This window comes from Komagataeibacter kakiaceti JCM 25156, assembly GCF_000613305.1.
The window spans coordinates 1-6,567 of the sequence record NZ_BAIO01000106.1 but is presented as its reverse complement, the minus strand read 5'-3'; the positions used below and the strand labels follow the sequence as shown (position 1 = coordinate 6,567).

The following is a 6,567-nucleotide window of genomic DNA, read 5'->3' as shown; positions in this document are numbered from 1 at the left end:
AAAACCCGATGAGACATCGCACCCGCCGCACCGGTGCCTGCCGCCACGCCTGAGCCAGCACCAGCACCAGCACCAGCACCAGCACCAGACAAGGCATCCACCCCTGCGCCCACCCCGGCAACCGGGCAGCAGGAAGGTAGCCCATCGACCGGCGATGCAGCGTCCCCTCCGGCCATGTCCAAGGATGCCGCGCCAGCCGAGCAGCCCGTGGAGAGTGGCAAACCCGCGCCGGATTCAAAATAAGCGGCTGCTTTGTAGGTAATAATACAGGTTTTTGGGAGCCGCCTTTTTTTAAAAAGGCGGCGTTTCCTGAAGCTTTTTGAAAAAAGCTTCACCAAAAACTTCTTCATGTTTTATGGATTTTTTGGGCAGTTTTTACGTAGCCAGAAAATAAAAGGGGGAGAATAAATTCTCCCCCTTTTTTATGAATAATACCTGATTGTGTATTATCTGTTCCCTGCCCGCTTCTTCCGTGACCGCAGGTTATGGGAAATCATCTGGGCGAACTGGAACAGCACTTTCTTGCCCATCTTGCTCTCCCCCGCCTGACGCGTGCGGAAAACGAAGGGCAGTTCGATAATTCTGGGCGGGGTCTTCTGGACCATCAGCATATCCAGAAGAATCTTGAATCCCGTTCCCGACAGTTCATGGACGGATTTTACAAACAGGTCACGGCGGACGGCAAAAAAACCACTCATCGGGTCAGTGATCCGCACGGGCAGGAAATACTGCGCGATCCGTATGCCCGCATTCGACAGCAGCAGCCGCCACGCATTGGCCAGCCCGCTGTTATCGCCGCCCTCCACATGCCTGCTGCCAACCGCGACATCGTAACCTTCAACGGTTATGGCGTCGGCCATGCGTTCCAGCAGGTTTTCATCATGCTGCATGTCCCCATCCATCACCGCGACAACCGGGGCGGAGGAAGACAGGATCCCCTCGATCACGGCGGAGGACAGCCCACGCCGGTCAACACGCACGATACCGCGCACGCGGCTATCGACCGCGCCAGACGCCAGACTTCCTCTATCGTGCCATCAGGCGAATTGTCATCGACAAAGATGAGTTCCCAGTCATGCCGCGTCACCGCCGCAGCCACCGCACGGAACAGCGGCTCGACATTGCCGCGCTCGTTATAGCACGGGATGACGATACTCAGTTCCGGCCCCGGTCGGGGCGCGCACCGGGCATGCATGTCATTATGCGCGGGTGCGGCGGCAACTTGCATGATCGGTAAGGTCCCGGGCGTTCACAGAACAGAGGAGAATATGGCGGGCGACCATCTGGCCGGACCGCGATTCATGAGGCGATTGGAGATAAAACATTTCCCCCCCAACCGCAACCTCCCGGCCAGAATGCGCCCTGAACCAGAACAGGCCGGTCACCTTATTGGCAACCGGCCTGCAAAACTGGTCGGAGTGAGAGGATTCGAACCTCCGGCCCCTGCGTCCCGAACACAGTGCTCTACCAGGCTGAGCTACACTCCGTTGCAGGCGGCTATACAAGCCCATGCCTTTTTACGCAAGGGGATAGATGAAAAGTTTTACAGCGTCGCAACCCTGTCACGCGCGGCGGCCTGTGCCGGCAATGCCTCCAGCGTGGCCATAAGCGTCGCGACATCGGGCACGACCTCGAACAGGTCACGCGCCGTGGGGGCCGCGAAACCGTCCGTAATGCAGGCATCGACCATGGCCAGCAGCGCATCCGCCCAGCCCGCGATGTTGACGATGTAGATCGGCTTGTCATGCTGGCGCAGTTGCCGCCAGGTCATGATCTCGATCGTCTCGTCAAACGTACCCAGCCCGCCCGGCATGACCACGAAGGCATCGGACGCGGCGAACATGAGCGCCTTGCGGTCATGCATGCTTTCGGTCACGGTCAGGTCGGTCACCCCTTCATGCATGATCTCACGGTCATGCAGGAAGGACGGGATGATGCCCGTAACCGTGCCACCGGCGGCCAGCGTCGCATCCGCCACGGCCCCCATGAGCCGACATGCCCCCCGCCATAAACCAGCTTTACGCCAGCCTGCCCCAGTGCTGTGCCCAGCCTGCGGGCCTCGGCCGCATATTCCGGCCGCGACCCGAAACGCGAACCACAAAAAACGGCAACGGATGAAATCTGCATTTACCCAGCTCAGCTCCCCGCGAAAAATATCATACAGTCAGTCAGCCCGCGCGCAGATCAGCGCGGCAGGAATTTCAGTACAATGGTCGCACCCACACCGGCCAGCGTAAACAGGGCCGAGACAAGAAACAGCGCGCCGTACCCCATTGTCTGGATCACCAGCCCCAGCAATGGCCCCGACAGCCCCACCGCGATATCGAGAAAAACCGAAAAGGCCCCCAGCGCAGCCCCCCGGTTTTCCGGCCCGACGCGCGTGACCGCCAGCACCCCCATGGCGGGAAAGACCAGCGAGAATCCCGCCCCGGTCAATATCGCCCCCAGGGCCGCCCCCGCCACGGTGTGGCACCGCCACAGCACCACCAGCCCCAGCGTTTCCACCAGCAGTGATACAAGGGTGACAATCAGCCCGCCCCGGCGGTCAATCTGGCGGGCGAACAGGAACCGGATCAGGCAGAACATGAGCCGAACCCGGTCAGGGCCACGGCCGCGCCATTCCAGTGGTTATTGGCGTAGAACAGGGCCAGGCAGGCGGAAATCGTACCGAACCCGACCGAACCGCAGGCCAGCACCAGCCCATGGGGCAGCACGCGCATGAACACCGCGCGGAATGGCATGGGCGGCGCGCTGCTGGGCACGGGCGGCACGGGGTCGTACTGCCGCGCCAGCACGAACCCGAACAGGGCCAGAACAGCGGACAGCACGCCCACCATGGTCAGCCCCCCATACGGCAGCGGCAGGCCGGACAGGATCTGCCCGATCGGCGCGCCAAGCGCGATCCCGCCATAGGATGTGATCCCGTTCCATGAAATGACCTGCGCCGTACGGGCCGAGCCCACGCGCCCGATATTCCACATGATCGCCCCCGTCGCGGTCCAGCTTTCGCCCACCCCCAGCAGGATGCGGCTCAGGATCAGCAGCATGACGGAAAGCATGGCGAAATGCAGCAGCACGCCGGACAGCAGCAGCATCACGCCCGACAGGGTGCATATGGCCAGCCCCTTCACCACCGTGGGCTTGGCCCCCAGGCGGTCCGTCTGGCGTCCGGCGCTGGCGCGGGAGGCGAAGGTGGCGAGATACTGGAGGGAGACGGCGAACCCGGCCAGAACCGTATTGTAGCCAAGCACATCGTGCACGAAAACCGGGATGACCGCCATCGGCAGGCCGATATCGATATAGCACAGCAGATTGAACAGCACGACGGACAGGATACGCCGTGTATGGGATACCGATGGGGCCTGCGAGCCGGACATGATACGCGTAAACTCCACGAGAGGATCGACCGGCGCACATGACGGCAGCCCGGACCGGCGGACGGAATGCGTTGAAACGAAATAACAATACGAATTATGGAAAAAACCGCAAAATCCAGATGATGGCATCAACTCCCGCATCATACCCCTGTTGCAGGACATGCGGGTGCACACGATATGATTACAGAGGATGGCCCCCCGATGACGCAATCCCCCACGCCGGATGCAGGCGGATATGTGACCGTTTCCACCCGCACCGCCTATGAAAACCCATGGACCCGCGTAAGGGAGGACATCATCATCCGCCCCAACGGCATTCAGGGCCTGTACGGGGTGGTGGAACGGGGGGATTTTGTCGTGATCCTGCCGCTATGGAATGATGCGGGGGCACCGCCACGCGTCACCCTTGTCAGCCAGTACCGCTACCCCGTGGGCAGGCGGATGTGGGAACTGCCCATGGGCATGTGGGAACACCGCCCCGACGCCGCGCCACAGGATGTGGCGCGTGGCGAACTGCGGGAGGAAACCGGCCTCACCGCCACCGAAATGCGTGATGCCGGGCTCCTTTATCAGGGGGCGGGCTACTCCACGCAGAAAGGGCGGGTCTACCTTGCCACCGGCCTGAGCCAGGGGCCGCACCAGCGCGAGGAAACGGAAGAGGACATGACCTGCCACACCGTCACGCTGGCGGAGATGGAAGCCATGATCGCGAATGGACGCATGACCTGCATGGTCACGATCGCGGCATTCGGGCTGATCCGGGCGCGGGGGTGGATCTGACCCTCCACGCCCGGACTTCCTATTCCTTGCGCAGTGGCGTGAGGTAACGCGCCAGATTGACGCGCAGCGGCATGAGGTAGGTGTTGCCCCCCGCGCTGGCCACAGCCTGCATCATCTGCCGGGCAAAGGCGATGTTCGCCTCCATCGTCGGTTCGAAATCGGGGGGGAAGATAACGTGATTCGTCGTTTCCCAATAGGAACGTGACTTGGGACCGACGACGGGGGAAATCCCCCAGAACACATTTTCCCCATGCAGCCAGTTCATGCACAGGTCAAGCATGCGCATGTCAAACACGGGCTGGGTGAACAGGCCCGCCGCCCCGGCATCCTTCTTGCGCGCGATGGCTCCATTTCCTGATACGGCGCGCGGCGGTACGGATCAAAGGCGGCGTACACGGTCAGGTGCGGCGCTTCACGGCGATAGCGGGTGATGATGCTCTCGGTCGTGTTGGGGTAGGTCCGGTGCTTCAGATCCGATGGCGGATCGCCCTGCACCACCAGCACCTCGCGCAGGCCCTCATCCTCGGCACCCGGCAGGGGGGCGTCGGGGGCGATGTCGATGGCGCGGATATGGGGCACAACGCGGGGGAAGACGGGCCGGATCAGCGCAGCCGCCTCCCAGCTTCGCAGGGGGAAGCGCAGCAGATCGGGAATATTGATCATCTGCGCATCGGGAAACACCGCGCTGACTTCCTGCGCATCGCGCAGCAGCGTTTCCGGGTCACGCGGAATCAGTTCTACAGAAGTCAGGGTCATTTTTCTTCCTGTCTACTACGCGGCGGCGTTCTCAGCCTGCCCGTGCTTCCACGATCATGCGCGCCGCATCAAGGGTGTTGCGGAGCAGGCAGGCGATCGTCATGGGCCCGACCCCGCCGGGGACGGGGGTAATCATACCCGCGTGCCGCACGACCTCGTCGAATTTCACGTCCCCGACCAGCCGCGTCTTGCCCGAAGGCAGCGTGACACGGGAAATGCCCACGTCAATGACCGTGGCGCCGGGCTTGATCCAGTCGCCCCGCACCAGTTCACGCACCCCGGTCGCCACCACCACAATATCCGCCCGCCGCGCCAGGCCGCCGTATCGCGCGTGTCGATATGCGCCACGGTTACGGTGCAGCCTTCCTGCAGCAGCAGTTCCGCCATGGGACGCCCCACAAGGTGGGAGGCCCCGATCACCAGCGCATCCTTTCCCCGCATGTCGCCCACGTAATGGCGCAGCAGCAGCAGGCAGCCCAGCGGGGTGCAGGGCACCAGCCCCGGCAGGCCCAGCGCCAGCCGCCCGGCATTGACCACGCCCAGGCCATCCACATCCTTTTCAGGCGCGATGGCGTTGGTGACCGCGACCGGGTCCAGCCCGGCGGGAAGCGGAAGCTGGACAAGGATGCCATGGATTTCGGGGTCCGCGTTCAGGCGCGCGACCAGCCCCAGCAGTTCCTCCTGCGATGTGGTGGCGGGCAGCATGTGCATGAACGAGCGCATACCCGCGCGGTGGGTCTGCAGCGCCTTGTTGCGCACATAGACCTCACTGGCCGGGTCGTTGCCCACCAGCACCACGGCAAGGCCGGGCGTGATGTGATGCCGGTCGTAGAACGCCTGGACATCGGCCGCGATATCCTGTGTCAGACGGGAGGCGAATCCCTTGCCATCAATCAGGCGGGCGCCGGATGGCTCCTGCGTTTCGGATCGTGCTGGGCCGGTCATCATCCCTCCGGAAACAAACATGGCAATGCGAGCAGATAAGGCAAGAAACCGCCCCGCCACAATCATCGCCGCCCGTTTTTTTGGACGGAACGGCAAAAAATTCCTCCACATCCCCATCGGAAGATACAAAAAGGGCCGACGCATCGCTGCGCCGGCCCAAAGACTGCCCCGATAGACGCTGCCGGGTTTACTGGTCGTCGTCCTCACCGGCGGCGGCGTCGCCTTCATCCGCGTTGGGGCTGACCGCCACGAAAACGCTCTGCCCGTTGCGCACCACGCGCAACAGCACGGAATGATTGGCCTGAAGCGCCTGCCGTATGGCGGACACCGTGGCGCGCGGGTTCTCGACCGGCACTTCGCCCACCGCCTGAATCACATCGCCCGCGTGAATACCCGCCTGCTCGGCCGGGGAGCCGGGCTGCACATCGCTCACGACCACGCCGCGCACGCTGTCCTCCAGCCCCAGCTGCTGGCGCAGGTCCGGGGTCAGGGGGGCAAGGGTCACGCCCAGCCGGGGGCCTTTATCCGTGTCATGCGGGGCGTCGCCCACCGTGCTGTCAGCGGTGCCGCCCTTGCCCAGACTGGCGATGACGATGCTGGCCGTCTGCGGTTTGTTGTTGCGCAGGTAGGAAACGGAGGTTTTGGTGCCCGGCACGATGGAGGCGACCTTGACCGCCAGCGTATGCGGCGTGTCGATGGACTGGCCATT

General features: G+C 63.1%; 4 protein-coding genes, 1 tRNA gene and 4 pseudogenes. 1 reads left to right on the top strand and 8 read right to left on the bottom strand.

The features are described 5' to 3' along the window. Window positions 1–446: 446 nt before the first annotated feature. The 5 genes and pseudogenes from JCM25156_RS22595 to JCM25156_RS22585 form a co-directional block, all read right to left on the bottom strand. Entirely contained in the window at window positions 447–992 is a 546-nt protein-coding gene (locus JCM25156_RS22595; protein WP_277909416.1) for a glycosyltransferase, read from the bottom strand. Next, window positions 944–1,228, bottom strand: a complete 285-nt coding sequence (locus JCM25156_RS32055; protein ID WP_277909415.1) for a glycosyltransferase — start codon at window positions 1,226–1,228, stop codon at window positions 944–946. Before JCM25156_RS32055 ends, JCM25156_RS22595 begins: the two co-directional genes overlap by 49 nt. A 182-nt stretch (window positions 1,229–1,410) precedes the next feature. After that, window positions 1,411–1,487: transfer RNA gene (locus JCM25156_RS07915), tRNA-Pro, on the bottom strand. A 56-nt stretch (window positions 1,488–1,543) separates the two neighbouring features. Beyond that, a pseudogene (locus JCM25156_RS22590) lies at window positions 1,544–2,127 on the bottom strand (LOG family protein). Window positions 2,128–2,184: 57 nt separating this feature from the next. Next, window positions 2,185–3,377 (bottom strand): annotated as a pseudogene (locus tag JCM25156_RS22585) (MFS transporter). A gap of 201 nt (window positions 3,378–3,578) precedes the next feature. On the opposite strand from JCM25156_RS22585, the gene JCM25156_RS07900 reads away from it, so the two are divergent. Continuing rightward, window positions 3,579–4,157, top strand: coding sequence for an NUDIX domain-containing protein (locus JCM25156_RS07900; RefSeq protein ID WP_025812699.1), 579 nt, complete (start codon window positions 3,579–3,581; stop codon window positions 4,155–4,157). A 19-nt stretch (window positions 4,158–4,176) separates the two neighbouring features. On the opposite strand, the pseudogene JCM25156_RS22580 reads toward JCM25156_RS07900, so the two are convergent. From JCM25156_RS22580 to JCM25156_RS07885, 3 genes and pseudogenes are all read right to left on the bottom strand, one after another. Then, window positions 4,177–4,913, bottom strand: a pseudogene (locus JCM25156_RS22580) (methylenetetrahydrofolate reductase). Between the two features lie 31 nt (window positions 4,914–4,944). Next, a pseudogene (gene folD / locus JCM25156_RS22575) lies at window positions 4,945–5,858 on the bottom strand (bifunctional methylenetetrahydrofolate dehydrogenase/methenyltetrahydrofolate cyclohydrolase FolD). 187 nt (window positions 5,859–6,045) lie between these two features. After that, window positions 6,046–6,567 (bottom strand): PDZ domain-containing protein (locus JCM25156_RS07885; protein WP_025812698.1); only part of this gene is annotated, 522 nt, incomplete at its 5' end.